We start from the raw sequence: 18,807 nt of genomic DNA on the forward strand, positions 1-18,807 counted from the left end.
ACGCCGGAGAGTGTCCCGGCGCGCTGACAGACGTCTTGATCCGAAGCCCCGGGGCGAGTGCCCCGGGGCTTCGTCTTGTGGTCGCTCGCCTCCTGGACCCGCATCCGCGAGGAGACCGCCATGCACGACCACCGCAGACTCGGCCGCGAACTCGGCCTGTTCGACACCGACCCGCTGATCGGCTCGGGCCTGCCGTACTGGCTGCCCGACGGCGCGGCCGTACGGCACGCGCTGGAGGAGTACATCCGCGAGGCCGAGCGGAGAGCCGGCTACCGGCACGTGTACTCGCCGGTGCTGGGCAAGCGGGAGCTGTACGAGATCTCCGGGCACTGGTCGCACTACAGCGACGACATGTTCCCGCCCATGGACCTGGGCGGCGAGCAGGTCGTCCTGCGGCCGAGCCTGTGCCCGCACCACGCCCTGATCTTCCGTTCCCGCTCGCGCAGCTACCGTGAGCTGCCGCTGCGCATGGCCGAACTGGGTGGCATGTACCGCTCGGAGCTGTCGGGCGTGCTCGGCGGGCTGACCCGCGTCCGGGCCATCCAGCTCAACGACGCGCACATCTTCTGCACCCTGGAGCAGGTCGCCGACGAGGCGGGGGCCGCGCTGGAGATGATCCGCCGGGCGTACCGGGCGCTCGGCATCAGCCCGGCCCGCTACCGGCTGTCCCTGCCCGGTCCCGGCGGGAAGTACGTCGCCGCCCCCGAGCTGTGGCGGCGCTCCACCGAGCTGCTGACCGAGGTCCTCGACCGCTCCGGCCTGCCGTACGAGGCGGCCGAGGGCGAGGCGGCGTTCTACGGTCCCAAGATCGACATCCAGGTGGCCGACGGCGCCGGCCGCGAGTCCACCCTGTCCACCGTCCAGGTCGACTTCCACCAGCCCGAACGGTTCGGCCTGCACTACATCGGCGCGGACGGCGCCAAGCACCGGCCGGTGATGGTCCACCGCAGCATCATCGGCAGCGTGGAGCGCGCCGTGGCCCACCTCATCGAGCACCACGGCGGCGCCTTCCCCGCCTGGCTCGCCCCCGTTCAGGTGGTGGTCCTCCCGGTGTCCGACGCCGAACTGCCGGACGCCGCCGCGCTCGCCCGGCGCTGCGCCGATCTCGGGCTGCGGGCCGAGGTCGCCGGGCCGGAACACGGCAGCCTGGGCGCCCGGGTACGGCAGGCCCGCCTCGTGCCCTACCAGGCGGTCATCGGCGCCCGGGAGGCCGCCGCCGGCCACGTCGCCCTGCGGCTGCGCGACGGCCGCCGGCCGGAGGGGCTGACCGCCGCCGAGGCGCCGGCCCGCATCCGTGCCCTCGTCGGGTCCCACGGCACCGACCTGTGGGACACCGGTGCCGATGCCGACACCGGCGTTGACGCGGGCAGCGGCGGGCGGGGCGGTCTGACCGCGGGCTGAGCCGAGCCGTCGGAAGCGCCCCCGTGGTCTCGGACCGGTCCTCGGGGTCAGGTGGCGGCGAGGCTGCGCTCGACCGCCTTGACCACCAGCTCGTCCACTTCTTCGGGGGCGAACAGCTCCGGGAGCGTCAGCGTCTCCACGATCAGCCAGTTGAGCGCCAGCATGAGGAGCTTGACCGAGATCGCATCGCCCGGCAGGCCCCGCTCCACGTGATAGGCGACGTTCGCGTCCACATCCGCGCGCACCCTCTCGGTGAGCACGGCGCGCAGCTCGGGCCGCCGGGTCGACTCCAGTCGCAGCTCCAGCATGGCGAGATAGCCGCTGCGGAATCCGGCGACCCGCCCGACCGTCTCCCGCATCAGCTCGACCACCTTGGCCCTGTCCTGCGGTCCCGCTTTCGCGGCCGCCCAGGTGGCCTCGTCGGGCATCCACCGCTGGTAGACCCGCTCGGCGATCTGCATGAGCAGGTCGTCGCGGTTGGCGAAGTAGTTGGTGGCCGTGCCCACCGGGGTGCCCGCCTCGGCGTCGACCGCCCTGAAGGTCAGGCCGCGCGCGCCTTCCTTGGCCAGCACCTCGATGGCCGCGTCGAGGAGCGCGTTCCTGCGCTGGTCGTTCTTTCGCATGTTGACATCCTAAAGGCGTAGTACTACGTTTGCACCACTTCAACCGAAGTACTACAGAAAGAGTGACCAAGTATGCGAAAGCTCGTCTACTACGTCGGCGTCTCCATCGACGGCTACATCGCCGGTCCCGGCGAAGAGATCGACTTCTACCCGGTCAGCGACGACATGGCCGCGTGGATGAACGAGCGGTACCCCGAGGTGATCCCCACGCACATCCGCGCGCACGTCGGCCTGGCCGACGCGCCCAGCAAGAGGTTCGACACGGTGGTGATGGGCCTCGGCACCTACCGGCCCGCCCTGGACGTCGGCATCACCAGCCCCTATGCCCACCTGCGGCAGTACGTGGTGTCCTCGACGCTGGAGAAGATCGACGACCCGTCGGTCGAACTCGTCTCCGGCGACCCCGTCGGGCTGGTCCGCGAACTCAAGGCGGAATCCTCCGACAAGGACATCTACCTCGCCGGAGGCGGCAAGCTGGCCGGAGCGCTGCTGCCGGAGATCGACGAACTGATCATCAAGTGGTACCCGGTGGTCGCCGGCGCGGGCATCCCGGCCTTCCAGGGCGGGTTCGACCCCACGCTCTTCACCCCCGTCCAGCGGGAGTCGTTCAGCAACGGGGCGCAGGTGACCTGGTTCCAGCGCGCCGCCTAGCCGCCGGGCGACGACTCCACGGCGACCTGGCCCCAGCACACCGCGTAACCACCGGGCGACGACCCCACGAGACCGAACAGCCCTCATCCGAAGGACTCACATGCGAAAGCCGATCCAGATCAAGCTGCCCGCCTCCCTCACCGCCGCCACCGCCCGTCCTGGCGACCCGCGCTCGCCGCGCCGCTCCGCCGTACCGGCTCGCGCCGTGAACCCCACGGCGCAGCCGCACCTCACGCGCCGCTCCACCGCCGCCCCGCGCCGCGCCGCGTACTGAGCGGCATCGGCGCGCGGGCCGGCTTGACCTCAAGTCAGGTTGAGGCGGCACCGTGATCCACATGAACGCGGAACACATCGACGAGCGCACCCGTGAAACCGAGATCGAGGCGATCAGGCGGGTGGTCGCCGCCGTCCAGCACTCCCAGCGGAACATGCTCTCCGAGGAGTTCGTCGGCCTGTTCCGGCACGACGCCGTCTGGACGACGGCCCACGGCAGGCGGCTCTTCGGCCGCGACGAGATCTCGGAGTTCACCCACAAGGTGCTCCCCGGCGCGATGACGGACGTCACGGCCACGTACGAGGTGGAGCACGTGCTGTTCATCCGGCCCGACGTCGCCGCGGTCAAGGTGCGCCAGCGCTACCTCACACCCGGCGGCGAGCCGGTCGGAAACGCGGGCAGCCCGATGTACGTCATGTCCAAGGAGAACGGGCGCTGGCTCCTGACCGCCTGCCAGAACACCGAGGTCCGCGACACGTGACGGCTCCCAGTCCGGGCCGACCCCGGAGCCCCGGCCCGGACGCCGGGGCGCTACGAGTGAGCCGCCTCGTGTTCGGGGAGCACGGCCGGGGTGTCCTGGGCCGCCGGGCGCATGGTCAGGACCAGTACGGCCAACCCGGCGAAGATGACCGCGGTGACGACGCCGGTGACGTGCAGGCTCGCGGTGAACGCCTCCCGCGCGGCATCCAGCAGCTCCGCGCCCTGCCCGGCGGGAAGGCGCTCGGCGGCGGCGAGCGCGGCGGCCAGCGAGTCGGACGTGCCGCCCATCCGGTCGCGGTAGACCACCGCGGCCACCACGCCGAGCAGCGCGAAGCCGAGCGAGCCGCCGAAGTAGTTGCCGGTCTCCGACATCGACGCCGCCGAACCGGCGCGCTCCGGCGGCACGGACCCGAGGACCAGCCCGGTGCCCAGCGCGAACAGCGGGCCGGTGCCCAGCGCCAGTACGGCGATGCCGGTCATCACCAGCGGCAGGGCGCTCGCGCCGCCGACGCCACCGTCACCGCTGACGCCGACCAGCAGCAGGCCGCCCAGCGCCGACCCCGCCAGCCCGCCCGCGATCGCGGTCGCCGGCCTCATCCACCGGGTCAGCGCCGGCGCGGCCATGGTGCCGGCCGCCACGCCCAGGCCCATCGGCGCGAACAGCACCGCCGACGTGAACGGCGAGAAGCCCAGCACGCCCTGCAGGTACTGGGTCACCATCAGCCCCGTACCGGCCATGGCGACACCGGCGAAGACCAACCCGATGATCACGGCCGTGAACGGGCGGTTGCGCAGCAGCCGTAGGTCCAGCAGCGGCGTCTCCAGCCGCAGCTGCCGCCGTACGAACACGACCCCGACGGCCGCGCCGGCGACGAGCGCCACCGCGGGCACGGCCGACACGCCCTCGACGGTCAGCTGCTTGACGCCGTAGACCATCGCGAGCACCGCCACGAGCGACAGCCCGACACTGGGCAGGTCCAGCCGGCCGCCGGCCCGGTCGTCGCGGAACTCCGGCAGCAGGAACGGCCCGGCGAGCAGCAGCACCGCCATCGCCGGTACGGCGATCAGGAACACCGACCCCCACCAGAAGTGCTGGAGCAGGAACCCGGCGAGCACGGGCCCGAGCGCGCCGCCGGTGAACTGGCAGGTCGCCCAGATCGCGATGGCCTTCCCGCGCTGCCGCTCGTCGCGGAACATGTTGGTGATCAGGGCGAGCGTGCACGGCGCCAGGGTCGCTCCGGCGACGCCCAGCAGCGCCCGCGCGACGATCAGCATCAGCGGGTCGGCCGCGAAGGCCGCCGCGACCGACAGCGTCGCGAACGCCGCCGCGCCGATCAGCAGCAGTCGCCGCCGTCCGATCCGGTCGCCGAGCGTGCCCATCGTGATGACCAGCCCGGCCACCATGAACCCGTAGCCGTCACTGATCCACAGCTGCTGGACGCCGGTGGCCCCCAGGTCGGCGCTCAGCTGCGGGAGCGCGAGGAGCAGCGCCGTCGCGTCTATCGCGACGAGCAGTGTCGGCAACGTGAGGAGTGCCAGTCCCAGCCATGCCCGGTCGACTCTCATATCGGAAAACCCCTGTTCTCTCGACGTCTCGCCGCTTGGTCGGAGCGGCCGGGGGCTTCTTGACATCCGTACGGCGGGCGATCGCCGGCGCCCGCCACGTACGGCGGGGGTCACCCGGGACGGCGGTCCCGGAGGTCCCGGCGGCACGCCAGTACTGCGGCGTTGCGGCGAAAGGCCCCTCGCGACATGGCGGCGAAAATCTTGTGCGAAAGTTCCGGCGGGGATGTCAAGACGGCGGCGGCCGCTCCGACCGACCGGCGAAGGGCCCGGACGGGGCCCGCGAACCACGAGGAGTACGGGATGCAGTTCCTGATCAGCATGCACATCAACCCGGCCGTGCTGGACGCGCTGACCGACGAGGAGAAGACCGCGATCGGCGACGGCCACGGTAGGTTCATCGAGATGCTGAAGCGGTCCGGTGAGCTGATCACCACGCAGGCGCTGGCCGACCCGTCGCAGGCCGCCGTGGTGTCCGTGCGCAACGGCCAGCCGGTGGTGACCGACGGCCCCTTCCTGGAGGCGAAGGAGTACCTGGGTGGCTTCTACCTCGTCGACTGCGAGAACAAGGAGCGGGCGATCGAGCTGGCGGCGCAGATCCCGGACGCCGCGGTCGAGGGCCTGGGGATCGAGGTGCGCCAGGTCATGTTCGCCGATGGACAATTGGAGATGTGACCGCACCACCCATCGAGGACCTGCTGCGCGAGCTCGCGCCGCAGGTCCTCGGCACGTTGATCCGCCGGCACGGCCGTTTCGAGGAATGCGAGGACGCCGTCCAGGAGGCCCTCCTCGCCGCCACCGTGCAGTGGCCCGCCGAGGGGGTGCCGGACAACCCGCGCGGCTGGCTGGTGACCGTCGCGTCCCGGCGGCTCATCGACCAGATCCGCAGCGAGCACGCGCGCCGCGAGCGGGAGACGGCGACGGCCACCGCCGAGACTGTGCCCGAGGACGTGCCGGACACCGACGACACGCTCGTCCTGCTGTTCCTGTGCTGCCACCCGACGCTGACCCCGGCCTCCCAGACCGCCCTGACGCTTCGGGCGGTCGGCGGCCTGACCACCGCCGAGATCGCCCGCGCGTTCCTGGTGCCCGAGGCCACGATGGCGGCCAGGATCAGCCGGGCCAAGCAGCGCATCAAGGCCGCCGGCAGCTCGTTCGGCCTGCCCGAAGGCCCGGAACGTGAGGAGCGGCTCAGGGTCGTCCTGCACGTGCTCTACCTGGTCTTCAACGAGGGCTACACCGCCTCCTCGGGCAGTGAGCTGCACCGCGCCGACCTCGCGCACGAGGCGATCCGGCTGACCAGGATGGTGCACGCGCAGCTCCCCGACGACGGCGAGGTGGCCGGGCTGCTCGCACTGATGCTGCTGACCCACGCCCGCCGTACGGCGCGCACGACCGCGACCGGCGACCTGGTGCCGCTGGACGAGCAGGACCGTACGCGCTGGGACCGCGAGATGATCGACGAGGGCCTTGAGCTGGTCAAGGCGTCGCTGGCCGGCCCGGCGCTGGGGCCGTACCAGTTGCAGGCCGCCATCGCCGCCACGCACGCCGCCGCGGCCACGGCCGCGGAGACCGACTGGCGGCAGGTGCACGCGCTCTATCTGATCCTGGGACGGATCGCACCCAACCCGATGGTCACCCTCAACCGGGCGATCGCGCTCGCCGAGGTCGAGGGCCCGGCGGCCGGGCTGGACCTGCTGTCCACGCTGGACGGCGACGAGCGGATGGCCGGGCACCACCGGCTGCTGTCCGTACGGGCTCACCTGCTGGAGAAGACCGGCGAGGCGGCCAGGGCGTACGAGCACTACCGGCGCGCGGCGAAGGCCACCGCCAGCATCGCCGAGCAGCGCTACCTGGAGTCCCGCGCCGGGCGGCTGCGAACGTAGCGCCCTGAACGCCCCTCCCGGAAACGTGGCGCCTTGAACACCCCGTCCCGGAGCGGACGGGTTCGTCGCGAACTCCACGGGGCACGGGTGGAAAGGCATCCCCGGACAGGGGTCCCGCGTTCTATGATCACGGGCCTATGAGCCAATCGCCCACGCTGTCCGCCGCGGAGATCCCCTCGGAGCGGCTCCTGCTTCGCAGAGCGTTGCTCGACACCGATCGTGAAGGGCTCATCGAGCTCTCGACCGATCCCGACGTACGGGCGTACATCGGTGGTCCCCGGCCCCGGAGCGAGGTCGAGCAGCACTTCGATTCGGTCCTGGCCGCCGACGCGACGACCAGGCCCGGCAGTTACGTCATCGCGAACAACGCGACGAACCGGGTCATCGGGATGGTGATGCTCTCCCGCCGGTCGGCCGGCAGCCCCGGGCCCGTCACCGGGGACGGCGAGGAACTGGAGCTGGGCTACGAACTGCGGCGCGGCGCGTGGGGCGCGGGATACGCGTTCGAGGCCGCGACGGCCGTGTTGCGCGCCGCGGCCGGCGAGCTCCCCGACCAGCCGGTCCTGCTCACGACCCAGACCGCGAACACGCGATCCCTGAACCTCGCCACCCGCCTCGGCTTCCGCCCCGTCAGCACGTTCGAGGAGTACGGTGCCGAGCAGACCCTCTGCACCGCTCGTCTGTCCATGTTCCGACTCTGATCCCGGCCCCCGCCCCGACGCCGCCTCGCACCGGGTGGTCGGCACCCGGTAGCGGAAGGCGGGACGGATCGCGGATCCGGGCGCGGCGAGGCGGGTGGCCGGTCAGCCGCGTCGGCGCAGTTCGGCGTTGATCCGCAGGGCTTCGGTGAGCTGGTCTTCCAAGATGATGATGCGGCAGGCCGCCTCCAGGGCGGTGCCCTGGTCGACCAGTTCCCGGGCTCGGGCGGCCAGACGCAACTGGTAGCGCGAGTAGCGGCGGTGGCCGCCTTCGGAGCGCTGCGGCTCGATCAGCTTGGCTGCGCCCAGGCTGCGCAGGAAGGCCGGGGTGACGCCGAGGATCTCCGCTGCCCGGCCCATGCTGTAGGCGGGGTAGTTCTCATCGTCGAGTTTTTGGCCGGGCTTGTCGTCGGCCGCATCGGAAGGCGTCCGGGCCGCCTCCGTCTTCGCTTTCCCGGCGGTGTTCCGGGGGTGGGTGACTGTTTGATCCATAAAACCTTCCCTAACGCGGACAGGGGCCCCGGCGCCATGATGCGCCGGGGCCCAGTTGAGGTTCAACACCATCTACCGGTCCTGTGACCGGTTCACTGCTTCCGCACCGGCCTCCCGAGAAGGCGGGGGTGCGGGGATCGCGTATGCGTGACCGTAAACCACCATCCAATCCGTGGAGGTGCGGTACCCGTGCGGCGAACTTCAGCCGACGACGGGCGATCCTGATGGCGTTCAACACTCCCTTCGGTATCTCTACTTCGACTTCATCTGCCACTACTCCGGCAGCGCGTCCACGGCCAGGACCCTTCAACCTCGCCGGCCCCGGCACGTCCGACCTTCTGCCGTCCATCTACCTCGTCTTCTGCTGTCCACGTGCGTCCGGGCAGTTCGTCGTGATGCCTGCGTACTGCTCTGCCCTCGTGGATCCGTCCCTTGCGATGCCAGAAACTCTACCCTCCCCCACCATAAATGTCTACCGTCGTCACTACAGATTTTCGGTAGCAGAGAAGGCAGACCCTCCCCCGGGTCCGTGCGACCAGGGGCGAAGCGGCGAGAAGGACCACGGGATGGAGGAACAGCGGGACAGTCGTTCCTGGGGATTCAGGGGCCCGCTATGTCGAGGCGGCGCGCAGCGTCGCGATGACGGCCGCCGCGTGATCGGGGTCGGCCATGACCTGATCCCCGTAGACCAGGTTGAAGTGGGCGTCGTAGGCGGCCTTCCTGGCGTCGGGTGACAGAGCCTGTCGTGTCGATATCGCCGCCTGCCAGCGCGGCCGGACCGCCTCCCGCTCCTCCTCGCCCGGACGGTGATGCCACCCGCAGCTCGGGCAGGCCGGCATGCCGGTCGCGGTGTCGAAGGAGAAGATGTTGCGCCCGCTGTCCGGGGAGCTGTGCGGACCCGCGGACGGGTTCGCCATCCACTCGCCGGTGGTCTCGTCGATCGGATGGCCGGTCAACTCCGACTCGTAACCGCGGATGAGCCCGGCGAGCGGGGAGCCGTGCCCGACCGGCGTCGTCTCGCCCCGCTCGGCCGAAGCCAGCGCGGCGGCGAGCACCGGGTGACCGGCCACGCCGGCCACCCGGCACTGGCGGCGGGCTTCGGCGACCGCGGCCCGCCGCTGGAGGTCAGGGGAGGCGTCGTCGATGGCCTCGGCGAGCTTCCGGTTGACGATCCGCAGGGCGTGCCGGGCGAACGCGTCCCCTTTCCGGGGATCGTCGGGAGCCCGGTCGGTGATGACCCCGCCCAGCAGCGACCCGCCCAGCAGCTCGGGGGTGAACAGCACTCCGGAGATACGGCCGGCCAGGGCGAGGGCCGCGGGAACGGAGTCGGGCAGGTACTGGAACTCCTCGTCCGGTTCGGGTTCCAGGCCCAGCTCGCGCATGTCCTCGTTGAGGGCGTCGGGGTGGCTGCCCCAGCGCTCCTGGGGCGTCTGCGGGCGAAAGGCCGTGCGGATCCGGCCGTCCGCGGCGTGTTGGAAGTCATGCGAGGCCGCGTAGTTATGGCGCATGACGGAGACGGCCTCACCGCCGTCGCGGGTCAGCTCGCGCAGGGTCTCGGGCCGGGTCCCCTCCCAGCCGTCGTATTCATAGGCGATCGTCCAACCACCGGCCCGGGTCACCATCACCATGTCGCAGCAGCCGTCGGTCTCCAGGACGCGCTCCATGACCTCCTCGTCGTCCACCGGATGGATGTTGCCGTCGACCACGCCGAACCGCCGGAGCGTCTCGCGCTCGTCCAGGCCACGGACGAAGGTGACGGTGTAGATCTCCATCGGCCAGCCGGGCTCCCACGCGTAGTCCGCGGGCATGATCTTGCGCATCGGTCTCCTCAGACCTTCCCTTTCATGATCACGGTGAGTGTGGCAGGCGGATCCGACATTCCCGGCGACAGGAGGGATCGGCTCGTCGCACGTCCGGCCCAGGAGTCCCACCTCGGATCCGGGACGATGAACGAGCCGCGGATGGCGTCCCTTCGGGGATCCTCCGCCGGACGCTCCCGATCGTGGCCGGCGTATGGGCGCGACCTGCACGAACGCCGTCTCATCTGGGTGGTCCGGCGCGCTGTCCGGTATCCGGCTCGGGGACGTCACCGCCGGCCCGCCCCCGCCCCGGACCGCGAACCGGTGATGTGCCATCGGTGTCTGAAGCTGATCGGACACGAGTCGTTCGGTGAGCAACAGGAGCTGTTCGGCACCGACGAGCAGGACGATCTCACGGATGCCGGGGCCGGTGTGGCGGAGAAAAGGACCTAACCATATTGGGTGATCGGGCAGTTGGGCCGCCGGTACAGCTCGTTGGGAATGTATCGCCGCCACTCCTCGGCGGTGAACGACCGGCCCGCGATGTCGCACACCGCTCGCAGAAGACCTTGAAGGCCATACGGTAACCCGACGTTCCAGATCCGCACCGTGCCGTCGTTTCCGGCGGTGGCCAGGCGGGTGCCGTCCGGGCTGAAGACCACCGAGTTCACTGTGAGGGCGTGTCCGGTGAAGGGGATGCCGATCTGCCGGCCCGTGCCCGCATCCCACAGGCGCACCGTACCGTCGTCTCCGGCGGTGGCCAGGCGGGTGCCGTCCGGGCTGAAGACCACCGAGTTCACACGACCGGTGTGCCCGGTGAAGGGGATGCCGATCTGCCGGCCCGTGCCCGCATCCCACAGGCGCACCGTACCGTCGTCTCCGGTGGAGGCCAGGCGGATGCCGTCCGGGCTGAAGACCACCGAGTTCACACGACCGGTGTGCCCGGTGAAGGGGGCACCGATCTGCCCGCCCGTGGCCACGTCCCAGATCCGTACTGTCCTGTCGGCTCCGCCGGTGGCCAGACGGGTGCCGTCCGGGCTGAAGGCCACCGACTGCATCGTTCCGATGTTCCCGGTGGGGGGAGCGCCGATCTGCCTGATCTGCCTGCCCGCGGCCACATCCCACAGCCGCACCGTGCCCTCGACTCCGGCGGAGGCCAGGCGCTTGCCGTCCGGGCTGAAGACCACCGAGTTCACTGCGAGGGCGTGTCCGGTGAGGGGAGTGCCGACCTGCCGGCCCGTGGCCACGTCCCATAGCCGCATCGTGCCGTCGCCTTCGCCGGTGGCCAGGCGCCTGCCGTCCGGACTGAAAACCACCGAATACACCCAACCGTTGCGTATGGTGGGAGCGCCGATCTGCTTGCCCGTGCTCACATCCCACAGCTGCACCATGTTGCCCATTCCGCCACCGGCCAGGCGTTTGCCGTCGGGGCTGAAGGCCACCGAATCCATCGTTCCGAGGTGTCCGGTGAGGGGAGCGCCGATCTGCCTGCTGGTGGCCACGTCCCAGATCCGCACCGTCTTGTCGTCTCCACCGCTGGCCAGACGCTTGCTGTCGGGGCTGAAGGCCACCGACCTCACTGTGAGGGTGTGTCCGGTAAGGGAAGCGCCGATCTGCTTACCCGTGGCCACGTCCCAGATCCGCACCGTGTCATCGTCTCCGCCGGCGGCCAGGCGCTTGCCGTCGGGGCTGAAGACCACCGACAACACCACACCGAGGCGTCCGGGGAGGGGAGCGCCGATCTTCCTGGTCTGCCTGCCTGTGGCCACGTTCCAGATCCGCACCGTGTAGTCGGCTCCGCCGGTGGCCAGGCGCCTGCCGTCCGGGCTGAAAACCACCGATAACACCGCACCGAGGTGTCCGGTGAGGGAGGCGCCGACCTGCCTGCCGGTGGCCGCGTTCCAGATCCGCACCGTCTTGTCGTCTCCGCCGGTGGCCAGGCGCTTGCCATCCGGGCTGAAGACCACCGACCTCACTATTCCGGTGTGTCCGGTGAAGGGGGCACCGACCTGCCTGCCGGTGGCCGCGTTCCAGATCCGCACCGTCTTGTCGTCTCCACCGGTGGCCAGGCGCTTGCCATCCGGGCTGAAGACCACCGACCTCACTATTCCGGTGTGTCCGGTGAAGGGGGCACCGATCGGTTTGCCGGTGGCCGCATCCCAGATCCGCACTGTGCTGTCGCCACCGCCGGTGGCCAGGCGCTTGCCATCCGGGCTGAAAACCACTGAATACACCGCGTCGGTGTGTCCGGTGAGGGGGGCGCCGACCTCCTTGCCCGTCGCCGCATTCCAGATCCGCACCGTGTCATCGTCTCCGGCGGTGGCCAGGTGGGTGCCGTCCGGGCTGAAGACCACCGATTCCACCGAGCCGGTGTGCCCGGCCAGGACGGCACGTGCCGGTCTGCTGAGAAGCGTGGCCAGGTTCACCTGTGCCTCGCCGGTGCCGGCGATGGCCTGCGCCGCGAGGGCCAGACGCGCCGACGTCTCCGGGTCGTCGGACAGGGCCTGGCTGTAGGCGGCCGCCTCCCGGGATGCGGCCTGGGTGCTGCGGAGCAGCGCCGAGGCACGTTGCCGGTCGGCCTCGGCGCGCTGCCGTTCGGCGTCCTGACCGAAGCGCACCGCGGCCACCGCGGTGATGATCGCGACCACCAGCAGCCCCGCCAGCACCGTGAACCGGAGCCGCTGGCGGCGCCGGGCCCGGGTGGCGGCACGGGCGCCGGCGTGCAGGAACGCCGCGGCGGGGCCGGGCAGGTCGAACCCGGTATAGCGGCCCGGGTCGGCCCGCCAGCGCCTGATGGCCTCCTCAGCGGCCTGCAGGCGGATCCCGCCGTACAAAAACGACGCATCCCGGCCGCGCCGGTCCCACTCATCGGCGTCCTGCAGGATCTCGGTGTGCAGGACACGGTCGGCGCGCTCGTCGGCCAGCCAGCCGCGCAGCCGCGGCCAGGAGCCCAGCAGCACATCATGGGCGATCTGGACGCGGCCGGCGTCGACGACGACGAGCCGCCGTCGGGCGAAGACCTCCAGCACCTCATCGACCGCGGCGCGCCCGGCCTCGGAGCGGCCGGTGTGCAAGGCGGTCCGCTCGACGGTACGGCGGGCCAGCGCGCCATCGCCGGTGACGGCCGTCAACCGCTCGAACACCCGCCGCGCCGCCTCCCGCCGATCCGGAGCCAGATCGGCATAGACGGCATCGGCGCTGGAGGCCACCGCCTTGGTCACCCCGCCGGTGCGGGCATACCCCCGGCTCGTGAGCCGCCCGCCCTCGCGGTGTTCCCAGACGGTCAGCATGGTCTGCGACAGCAGCGGCAACGCCCCCGCCTCATAGCCGCCGCCCGCGGCACGCAGCTCGCTGAGGATCACATCGACCAGGCCGGGCTCGATGGCCAGACCGGCGGCGTCGGCGGGGCCGGTGATCGCCCGCCGCAGATCCGTCCGCGTCATCGGGCCCACGACGAACGCCCCGTCCCGCAAAGCGGCGGCCAGATGCGGATGGGCGGCGCAACGGTCGACGACGTCGCCGCGCACCGCGACCACCACCAGCGCCGCCGCGGCCCCGTGCGGCCCGCACGGGGCGGTCGCGGCCGCGTGCAGCGCGGCGATGAACGCCTCCCGCTCCGCCACGGCCCGCTCATCGGCGGCGGAGACGAGGGTGAAGATCTCCTCCAGCTGGTCGACGACCAGCACGAGCCGGCCCCCGGCCGCGGCCGACGACGGCAGGGTGCGGCGGCGGGCGTCGGCCTCGACGGCCTGGCGCACCAGCAGCGGCGCCTGCCCGGGATCCTCCCGCAGGCCGCGCACCACCTCAGGGGCCGAAACACCCGCCAGCGCGGCCAGCGCACTCGCCAGAGCGACCAGCGGGGAGCCGGCCGGCTCGATGACCTGCACCGGCCAGTGGCGGGCCGCCGCCGTCAGCTCGCCCCGGCCGATCGCCGGCAGCAGGCCCGCGCGCAGCAGCGAGGACTTGCCCGCCCCCGAGGCGCCGGTCACCACCACCAGGCCCGGGGCGGCCAGCCGCTGGGAGACGGTGGTGAGCAGTTGCGCGGTGGTCACCTCCCGGCCGTGGAAGACCTCGGCGTCGGCCTCGCCGAAGGGCACCAGCCCCCGATACGGGCACCCGTCGCTCCAGCGTGCCCGGACGGCACCGGGCGCACCGCCGGGGTGGTGCCGGGGAAGCTCGGCCACCAGCTGCAACAGCAGCCGGATGTCGGTCGCCTGCCGGTACTGCAGATCCACCACCAGGCCGAGCTGCGCCCCTTGCGCATCCTGGCCGTCGCGCAGCACCCGCAGCTGATCTTCGACGGCGGTCAGCGTGAAGGCGAACTCGGCGAACTCCCGGCCCAGACCGGCCAGGCCACGGGTCAGACGCTCCTGCAGGTCGCGGTCCCCGGCCTGGATCGTCGCCTCGATCGCGGCGCCGACCGCGCCGACCTCCTCCAGCAGATGCGCGATCTCCGCGCGCAACGCCTTCGCCTCGGGCCCGCCGCTCTCCAGGACCTGCTGGATGCGCCGCTCCAGCTCCGCCTCCAGCGCCTGCCGCGACGACTCACCACCGCCGGCACCGCCGGCACCGCCGCCGCTGCTTGGGCCGAGGCGGGCGATGCCGGTTTTGACGATGTCGGTCAGCAGGTTGCCACCGACCGCGGTGGCCGCTCCGAGCATCGCGGCCCCCGCCGTGGCCTCACCCGGCTCCAGGAACGCCCCGAACGCCCCCGCCGACAGCAGCGCCAGCAGCGCCGGAGGCGACCAGCGGCGCGCTCCGGAGACCGAGGTACGGGCCAGCCGTGCCACCCGGGCCCGCACCCCGGCCCGCATCAGCTCCGACCGAACCTCCCGCCCCTCCCCCTCCTGCTCCTCGTGCTCCTCAACGCCCACCCCGCCACTATCACCCACCCAAGGCCGGAAAGTCCGCACAATCCCCGATCATCTGCCGCCCCAGAGGGTGCCGGCTGACAGCCCGCCCGGACCCGCCTCGGTTTCCGCCCCGCCGGCACGTTCGAGGAGTACGGCGCCGAGCAGGCCTCTGCACCACTCCCCCGTCCATGGTCCGAACTAGATCACCTCGACCCCGTCAACTGCGAGCAGCAGCCCGATAAGGTGCCGATCGCCACATAACAGTCGGCGTCACACATCGGGGAAGTCCTCCGGTCCGCCTGCCAGCCGCAGGGCGCCGGATGGACGTATCAGTTGGGAGTCCGTCATGACCACCGCACTCATCATCGGTGACATCCAGCGGGGCATCACGAGCAACTATCCGTTCGCCAGGCAGGTCGTGCCACCGCTCACCGAACTGCTCCCGCGCGCCCGTGCGGCCGGCGCTCTCGTCGTGTTCGTGCACTTCGCCGTCCGGGGCAACGGAGCCGACCTGCCGCCGGGCAACGCGCTGTTCAGGACGTTCTACGAGGCAGGGGACACCTTCCACGAGGGGTCGGCCGGAACCGAGATCGATCTGCCGGTCGCCGACGAGGACGTCGTCGTGACCAAACGCCGCGCCAGCGCGTTCGCCGGCACAGACCTCGACCTGGTACTCCGCGCGGGCGGCGTCGACACTCTTGCGATCGCCGGTGTCGCGACCAGCGCGATGGTGGCCGCGACGTGCTACGACGCGGCGGACCGTGGCTACCGGGTGACGGTGTTGCGTGACGGCTGCGCCGACGGCGATCCGGCGATGCACGACTTCTTCATGGATTCCGTCTTCCCGAGCCGGGGGGTTGAGGTCGTATCTTGCGCCGGTTGGCGGCCGACCGGCGAGGACATGTGACCGCGGTCGGCCTGACCCGCTCCGGGAGCGGGTCCGCTCCCCTGAGTTCCGGTGGCCTGACATCGACCGGTACGGCGCTGCCCCGTACGGCGTCGAAGGGGCGATCCACGCCAGGCTGAATCCGGACGCCGCGCGAGAAGGACGCCTCATGGCCCGTCCGGCCGCCGATTTGACCTCAACCATGGTTCAGGTTGAAGAGTGGGCGGCACGTTCTCTCCCATGAAGGGTGTTTGCTCATGCGTGCGATCCAGGTGTCCGTGTTCGGCGGTCCGGAAGTGCTGACCCCGGTGGAACTGCCCGACCCGGTGCCCGGCCGCGGCCAGGTCGTCGTCGGCATGGCCGCGGCGGATGTCATCTTCCTCGACACCCTGCTGCGCGGCGGCTGGGGCAAGGAGATCTTCCCGCGTGAGCTGCCGTACATCCCGGGCGGCGGCGGAGCCGGCGAGGTGGTGGCGATCGGCGAGGGTGTGGACCCGGCGTGGATCGGCCGGCGGGTGGTCACCCGTACCGGCACCGGCTACGCCGAGCGGGTCGTCGCCGACGCCGATGAGATCATGCCGATCCCCGACGGAATGGCCTTCGAGACGGCGGCGGCGCTGGTGCACGACGGCACGACCGCGATCATGATGGAACGGCTGGGTGTGGCGGAGAAGGGCGAGTGGGTCCTGGTGACGGCGGCGGCCGGCGGAGCGGGATCGCTGCTGGTGCAGCTGGCGATCGACGCCGGCGCCCGGGTGGTGGCCGCCGCGTCCAGCGACGCCAAGCTGGCGCTGGCCCGTGAGCTGGGCGCGGAGGCCACCGTCGACTACACGCGTCCGGACTGGATCGAGCGGGTCCGCGAGGTGACCGGCGGCGGCGCCGCGCTGGTCTACGACGGCGCGGGCGGCCCGCTCGGCACGGCCGCCCTGAACGCGCTGGCCGACGGCGGGCGGTTCGTCACCTACGGCACCGCCGAGGGCTTCGCCGCCCCGGACCGGGAGCTGGCCGCGCGTCGCGGTCTCCGGGTGTTCACCCCGCTGCTCGACGGCCCGCCGGCCCGGGAGGCCGCGCGTGGATGGCTGGCCCTGGCGCTGGAGCGGGCCACGGAAGGACGGCTGCGACCCGCCATCGGCGCCGTCTACCCGCTGGAGCGGGCCGCCGACGCCCACCGCGCACTGGCCGAGCGCGCCACGGTGGGCAAGTCACTGCTGCTGCCCGGCGCCAACGGGGCCTGACCGGGCCGCCGAGCCGCCGGATCGGCACGGCTGAGATCGAGCTCGCTCAGCGTGCCGGGACCGTCTCGTGCAGGAACCGGATCAGCAGGTCCGTCACTTCGGCGGGCCGCTCCAGGCTGGGCAGGTGACCCGCCCAGGGCAGCTCACTGTGACGGGCATCGGCGAGTGTTCCGGTAGCCGGGCGGCGGTCTCCCGGAAGTCCGCCAGGTCGTGGCCGCCGGAGAGAGCCAGACACGGGGCCTTGATCAGCGAGAGATCCACCTCCGCCTCGGTCGGCGCGAACTCCTCCTCCGCGGCCAGTTGCACGTCGAATGCGTGTCGCTGCATCCGGCGGACCTGCTCCCGAACCGTGTCATCGGCCTCGGGGCCCAGCCAGTTCTCCACAGGCGGAACCACGCTCGGCGGCACGTCGATATCGCCGCCGCTCCTCGTACGCCCCAGGGCACGGATGTCACGGCGGCCGGGCCGGTGGCACATCGGCGCGGTGGCCTCACCTCTGGGTCAGGCGAAGCAGTCCAGTCCGGTGAGCTCGCTGGAGAGGGCCCAGAGCCGGGACGCGGAGTCGGGGTCGACCGCCCACGGCTTGACGCCTCCGATGAGCATGTCGTCGGTGGTCGCGGGTTCGGCGATGTCGCAGTCCTGGCAGTAGGCACCGCCGTACTCTTCGAGCAGAGGCGACGTGGCCGCCCATACGGCCGTCGCCGCCCCCTGCGCCGGGGTTTTGAAGCCGTCGGCCTGGTGGCCCTCCCGGTTCATCCAGCCCTGGGCGATCTGCTCCGCGCGGGGGATGTGCCGTTGCAGCGGAGTGAGGATGCTGCCCGGGTGCACCGCGAAGGCGCGCACGCCACCGGCCGCGCCCAGGGTGTCGAGGTGGACGGCGAACAGGGCGTTGGCCGTCTTGGACTGCCCGTAGGCCCGCCAAGGGTCGTAGTCATGACGGAAGTGCAGGTCGTCCCAGCGGATGTCGGACAGGAAGTGTCCTGACGAGGCGACGGACACCACTCGCGCACCGGTGGGGGCCAGTGCCGGACGCAACCGGTTGACCAGGGCGAAGTGCCCGAGGTGGTTGATGGCGAGGTGCGCCTCCCATCCGGACCCGACGAGCCTCTGCGGGTAGGCCATGACGCCCGCGTTGTTGATGACGATGTCGAGGGTCCGGCCGGTCTCCAGGAACCGGTCACTGAACCTCCGGATACTGTCGGAGTCCGCCAGATCGAGCTCCCGCACCTCCGTCCGCGGAACGTCGCGCAGCGCTTCCATCGCCGCGGCGGGACGGCGGGCGGGCACGATGACGTGCGCCCCGGCGCGGGCCAGTGCGCTCGTGGCCTCCAGGCCGAGACCCGAGTAACCACCGGTGATCAGGACGTTCTTGCCGGACAGCTCGATTCCGGCCAGGACGTCGTCCGCCGTGCTGTGCGCGCCGAACCCCGAGCCGATCTTGTGTTGCGTGATTGCCATGCGCTCAACGCTAAAATCTAGAGTGCGAGCTAGGTCAAGCTATGGCGGTACGGCATGAGCAGAAACACGGACGGCCTCTCCATCGGAGACGTCGCGAGGGCGACCGGCCTGGGCGTGCACGCGTTGCGGTTCTTCGAGCGTGAGGAGCTCTTCCTCCGTCCGATTCCGCGCACGGCCGGAGGACAGCGCGTCTACGAACCGGCGGATGTGGAGTGGCTCCTGCTGTGCAACCGGCTGCGTGAGTCCGGCATGCCCATCGCCACCGTGAAGAGGTTCGCTCAACTCGTCCGATCCGGTCCGGGCAACGAGGCGGAGCGGCTCGCACTGCTGGAGGAGCACGAGAGAACCGTCCGGGACAGGCTCGCCGACCTGACGGCCAGCCTGGAGATCATCCACGACAAGGTCCTCACCTACCGCAGGCATGTCGAGAACGGCACCGCGGCCGGGCTCTGGTCGCCGGCCTCCTCTCCGCAGCCGTAGTCACAGCCGAGCCCTCTGAGGAAGCCGA

General features: G+C 71.5%; 17 protein-coding genes. 10 read left to right on the forward strand and 7 right to left on the reverse strand.

Annotated elements, in window-relative coordinates:
• Positions 1-57 precede the first annotated feature (57 nt).
• Positions 58-1,401 carry a threonine--tRNA ligase gene (thrS, locus tag HDA43_RS25705; RefSeq protein ID WP_312873538.1) on the forward strand — a complete coding sequence of 448 codons (1,344 nt, stop codon included), beginning with the start codon at positions 58-60 and terminating at the stop codon, positions 1,399-1,401.
• Positions 1,402-1,448: 47 nt separating this feature from the next.
• Here thrS and HDA43_RS25710 read toward each other — a convergent pair whose 3' ends face one another.
• Complete coding sequence (locus tag HDA43_RS25710) at positions 1,449-2,024, reverse strand: TetR/AcrR family transcriptional regulator (RefSeq protein WP_179825899.1); 576 nt, start codon at positions 2,022-2,024, stop codon at positions 1,449-1,451.
• A 72-nt stretch (positions 2,025-2,096) separates the two neighbouring features.
• Here HDA43_RS25710 and HDA43_RS25715 point away from each other — a divergent pair, with 72 nt between their 5' ends.
• The 3 genes from HDA43_RS25715 (at position 2,097) to HDA43_RS25725 (ending at position 3,430) form a co-directional block, all read left to right on the forward strand.
• Positions 2,097-2,675 (forward strand): dihydrofolate reductase family protein, encoded by a 579-nt coding sequence (locus HDA43_RS25715; RefSeq protein WP_179825901.1) that lies wholly within the window; start codon positions 2,097-2,099, stop codon positions 2,673-2,675.
• 100 nt (positions 2,676-2,775) lie between these two features.
• Complete coding sequence (locus HDA43_RS25720) at positions 2,776-2,949, forward strand: hypothetical protein (protein WP_179825903.1); 174 nt, start codon at positions 2,776-2,778, stop codon at positions 2,947-2,949.
• Between the two features lie 61 nt (positions 2,950-3,010).
• The gene (locus tag HDA43_RS25725) at positions 3,011-3,430 is read left to right on the forward strand and encodes an SgcJ/EcaC family oxidoreductase (RefSeq protein WP_179825913.1); all 420 of its coding nucleotides are present in this window, start codon (positions 3,011-3,013) and stop codon (positions 3,428-3,430) included.
• 50 nt (positions 3,431-3,480) lie between these two features.
• Here HDA43_RS25725 and HDA43_RS25730 read toward each other — a convergent pair whose 3' ends face one another.
• Complete coding sequence (locus HDA43_RS25730; protein WP_179825915.1) at positions 3,481-4,995, reverse strand: MFS transporter; 1,515 nt, start codon at positions 4,993-4,995, stop codon at positions 3,481-3,483.
• 300 nt (positions 4,996-5,295) lie between these two features.
• On the opposite strand from HDA43_RS25730, the gene HDA43_RS25735 reads away from it, so the two are divergent.
• The 3 genes from HDA43_RS25735 (at position 5,296) to HDA43_RS25745 (ending at position 7,579) form a co-directional block, all read left to right on the forward strand.
• The gene (locus HDA43_RS25735) at positions 5,296-5,667 is read left to right on the forward strand and encodes a YciI family protein (protein ID WP_179825917.1); all 372 of its coding nucleotides are present in this window, start codon (positions 5,296-5,298) and stop codon (positions 5,665-5,667) included.
• The gene (locus HDA43_RS25740; protein ID WP_179825919.1) at positions 5,664-6,878 is read left to right on the forward strand and encodes an RNA polymerase sigma factor; all 1,215 of its coding nucleotides are present in this window, start codon (positions 5,664-5,666) and stop codon (positions 6,876-6,878) included. The genes HDA43_RS25735 and HDA43_RS25740 overlap by 4 nt, the downstream gene beginning before the upstream one ends.
• Positions 6,879-7,015: 137 nt before the next feature.
• Positions 7,016-7,579: a GNAT family N-acetyltransferase gene (locus HDA43_RS25745; RefSeq protein ID WP_179825920.1), complete on the forward strand. Its 564-nt coding sequence runs from the start codon at positions 7,016-7,018 to the stop codon at positions 7,577-7,579.
• A 102-nt stretch (positions 7,580-7,681) separates the two neighbouring features.
• Here the strand turns inward: HDA43_RS25745 and HDA43_RS25750 are convergent, their stop codons facing one another.
• The 3 genes from HDA43_RS25750 to HDA43_RS36505 all read right to left on the reverse strand — a co-directional run bounded on the left by HDA43_RS25750 (position 7,682) and on the right by HDA43_RS36505 (position 14,741).
• Entirely contained in the window at positions 7,682-8,068 is a 387-nt protein-coding gene (locus HDA43_RS25750) for a MerR family transcriptional regulator (protein WP_179825921.1), read from the reverse strand.
• A gap of 611 nt (positions 8,069-8,679) precedes the next feature.
• Positions 8,680-9,888, reverse strand: coding sequence for a DUF6461 domain-containing protein (locus HDA43_RS25755; RefSeq protein ID WP_179825922.1), 1,209 nt, complete (start codon positions 9,886-9,888; stop codon positions 8,680-8,682).
• Between the two features lie 428 nt (positions 9,889-10,316).
• The gene (locus tag HDA43_RS36505) at positions 10,317-14,741 is read right to left on the reverse strand and encodes an nSTAND1 domain-containing NTPase (RefSeq protein ID WP_179825923.1); all 4,425 of its coding nucleotides are present in this window, start codon (positions 14,739-14,741) and stop codon (positions 10,317-10,319) included.
• Between the two features lie 325 nt (positions 14,742-15,066).
• Here HDA43_RS36505 and HDA43_RS25765 point away from each other — a divergent pair, with 325 nt between their 5' ends.
• Complete coding sequence (locus HDA43_RS25765; protein ID WP_179825924.1) at positions 15,067-15,627, forward strand: cysteine hydrolase family protein; 561 nt, start codon at positions 15,067-15,069, stop codon at positions 15,625-15,627.
• A 236-nt stretch (positions 15,628-15,863) separates the two neighbouring features.
• A complete protein-coding gene (locus tag HDA43_RS25770) occupies positions 15,864-16,841 on the forward strand; it encodes a zinc-binding dehydrogenase (protein ID WP_179825925.1) in 978 nt (325 codons plus the stop codon).
• 93 nt (positions 16,842-16,934) lie between these two features.
• Here HDA43_RS25770 and HDA43_RS25775 read toward each other — a convergent pair whose 3' ends face one another.
• Positions 16,935-17,168, reverse strand: a complete 234-nt coding sequence (locus HDA43_RS25775; RefSeq protein ID WP_179825926.1) for a hypothetical protein — start codon at positions 17,166-17,168, stop codon at positions 16,935-16,937.
• Between the two features lie 174 nt (positions 17,169-17,342).
• Positions 17,343-18,299, reverse strand: coding sequence for an SDR family NAD(P)-dependent oxidoreductase (locus HDA43_RS25780; protein ID WP_179825928.1), 957 nt, complete (start codon positions 18,297-18,299; stop codon positions 17,343-17,345).
• A gap of 54 nt (positions 18,300-18,353) precedes the next feature.
• On the opposite strand from HDA43_RS25780, the gene HDA43_RS25785 reads away from it, so the two are divergent.
• Positions 18,354-18,779, forward strand: coding sequence for a MerR family transcriptional regulator (locus HDA43_RS25785; protein WP_179825930.1), 426 nt, complete (start codon positions 18,354-18,356; stop codon positions 18,777-18,779).
• Positions 18,780-18,807: the final 28 nt, after the last annotated feature.

Source organism: Streptosporangium sandarakinum (assembly GCF_013409935.1).
GTDB lineage: Bacteria > Actinomycetota > Actinomycetes > Streptosporangiales > Streptosporangiaceae > Streptosporangium > Streptosporangium nondiastaticum.